2 protein-coding genes are annotated in these 2,608 nt (G+C 67.2%); both read right to left on the reverse strand.

Going from position 1 to position 2,608, the window contains the following annotated elements; translation table 11 throughout:
- Window positions 1–76: 76 nt before the first annotated feature.
- Entirely contained in the window at window positions 77–916 is an 840-nt protein-coding gene (gene istB, locus IT41_RS19045; RefSeq protein ID WP_052081803.1) for an IS21-like element helper ATPase IstB, read from the reverse strand.
- The gene (gene istA, locus IT41_RS19050; protein ID WP_074948242.1) at window positions 913–2,421 is read right to left on the reverse strand and encodes an IS21 family transposase; all 1,509 of its coding nucleotides are present in this window, start codon (window positions 2,419–2,421) and stop codon (window positions 913–915) included. The genes istB and istA overlap by 4 nt, the downstream gene beginning before the upstream one ends.
- Between the last annotated feature and the right edge of the window lie 187 nt (window positions 2,422–2,608).

The raw sequence follows: 2,608 nt of genomic DNA on the forward strand, positions 1-2,608 counted from the left end.
GTGTAGAGCGTCAACCTCCTTGGCCGCTACCGACAACCAAATTGGCCGGTTTTGACCGCTGCGTTCTTCGTTGATGTTACTGTGCGGTTTTCTCCTCGAGCTTGTCGCTGATGTTGTCGCTGGAGGCTGTCGGCGGAGCGACAGCCTCGGGTGATTGTCGGGAGGCTGCAGCTCGCCGGCGGTAGCTGTCCCCATTCATTTCCAGGATGGTCGCGTGGTGGACCAGTCTGTCGATCGCGGCAACGGTGACAGCCTGATCAGGAAAGACGCTGCCCCAGGCACTGAAGGGCTGATTGGCGGCGATCGCGAGGCTCTTGGTCTCGTAGCGCCGGGCGATGAGTTCGAAGAGCACGGAGCTCTCGGCCTGATCCTTCTGCGCGTAGGTGATGTCGTCGAGAATGATCAGGTCGAACTTGTCGAGCTTTGCCAGAGCAGCCTCGAGGGCGAGGTCGCGTCGGGCGGCCTGGAGCCGCTGCACCATATCAGTGGTGCGGGTGTAGAGGACCCGCCGCCCGGCTTCGACCAAGGCATGTCCAATGGCGCAGAGGACATGGGTCTTCCCGGCGCCGGAATTGCCGATGGCGATCAGGTTGGCGCCGGTCTCGACCCAGTCCCCGGCGGCGAGGGCCTCGATGCGGGCCCTTGGGACGCCTGCCAAGGCCTTGAAGTCGAAGGTTGCGAGGGTCTTTCCCCCGGGTAGCCCGGACTCGCGCAGGTGGCGCTGGATGCGCCGTGCGTCGCGGTCGGCGAGCTCGATTTCGGCCAAGGCAGCAAGAAAGCGGGACGCGGGCCAACCCTCGGCATCGGCGCGCCCGGCCAGTGCGGGCCAGTGCCGCTGGATGCTGGGGAGGCGCAGCGCAGTGAGCATGGCGGGCAGCGCATGCACGTCGACGGGGCGCGGCACGGGCGCGGTCATGCCCGCCCCTCCAGCAGGTCGTCGAAGCTGGAGAGGTCGGTCAGGGTGACAGGTGTGTCTCCCGGCAGTTCGCGCCGCCGCGGTACCAGCTTCGGCTTCAGGGCCCGGGCCTCGGGCAAGAGGCCCTCGTCAAGGACGCCGGCAATCAGCCCCGCGAGTTCGGCCTCGCAGGCTTCGTCATGGGCAAGCCAAAGCAGGTCGACCATCCGGCGACAGGCGTCCCTGCGGGGCAAGGCGGTGGAAAGCGCAGCCCAGGCGGCCTCGTACTCGCTGCGGGGAAACAGGCCATCGCGATAGACCGACCCTGCTAAGGCCTGCGGCTTGCGGCGCAGGGCGTGGATGACATGGCGGTAGTTCACGCAATGGACGCGTACGCCGTCCCGACGCCCGCGCTGCCTGGGGTGGGTGACGACCCGGGTAGCGCCGAGGAATGCCTCGATCCGATCGTCGTAGACATGAACCCGCAGCCGCTTGCCGATGAGCTGGGAGGGCGCAGAATAGAAGACGGCATGCACCAGGAAGCCGCCGGTCTTCGTGACGCGGGAGACAACCTCGGTGAAGTCGGTGGTGCGCCGGATGGGCAGCGGTCGCAGCGCGGCCATCTCAGTGCGCACAGCGGCTTCGCGCCGCCGGTTGCGGCGGGCGACCAGTTCGTCAACGAAGCGCTTCCAGTCGTCGAGCTCGGCGAAGTCGCGGGAGCCGCGCAGGATCAGCGCCTGGTCGAGAGCGACCTTGAGATGGTTGTTCTGAGCCTCGACGGCGCCGTTCTCGTGGGCCTCTCCGGGATTGTTGCGACTGGCCAGCATGCCGTAATGGGCGCAGAAGGCGTCATAGCGCCGGGTCACGTCCGCCGCGGCATTGGCATCGAGGTTGCGGTAAGCGGCCGAAAGGCTGTCAGTCCTGTGCTCCTGAGGCACGCCGCCGAGGGTCCAGAGCGCGTTTTGGAGGTTCTCGGCCAGCGCCGTGAAGCTCTCGCCACCCAAAACCACGGCAACGTGTTCCCAGCCGCTGTAGGCCAAGACGAAGTGGAAGAGCCGGTGCTCCAGCGGCACGCCACCGATGGTGACGCCAAGCCTGCCCGCATCCGTGAAGTCCGACAGTGCCATCCGGCCCGGCTCGGGCGCTTGGCGAAAAATAACATCGCGCTCGGGGCCGTGCAGGGCACGCCAGTCGCGAACGCGGCGCTCGAGGGTGCGGCGGACCCGGTCATCAGGGAAAGCGTCTGGATCGGCCATCTGTAGGTGGCGCAGGAGTGTCACGGCTTGAACGGCCGGATCGCGCTCGAGGATCGGCAGCAGTAAAGTGTCCCAAACCGCCTCGAGCGGATCAGGTACGGTACGCCCGCGGGCGGGTTGGCGCTGCGAAGGAAGGCAGGGATCCGCCTCGAGGCGGCGGGCAGTGCGTTCGCTGAACCCTGCGCGGGCGGCAGCGATACGCTGGCTGTATTGAAGGCGGTCGGTCATGTAGACTCCCACTTGCTGGTCGGTGACGGGTTTGCCCGGCAAGGTCCAATCTCCGTTTGGTAGCAGAGACTTCGACCCTACCGGCCCGCAGCGGCCAGCACCCCCCGCAATCCCCGTGAAGAGAACCGCGCCGCCGCCGCCAGCCTTCGGTCGGGCTACGCCCTCCCTACGGCTGGCGGCGGCGGCCAACTTGCCTGACGGTGCCGGTCAAGATGGTTGTCGCCCACCA

It is taken from the genome of Paracoccus halophilus (assembly GCF_000763905.1).
GTDB lineage: Bacteria > Pseudomonadota > Alphaproteobacteria > Rhodobacterales > Rhodobacteraceae > Paracoccus > Paracoccus halophilus.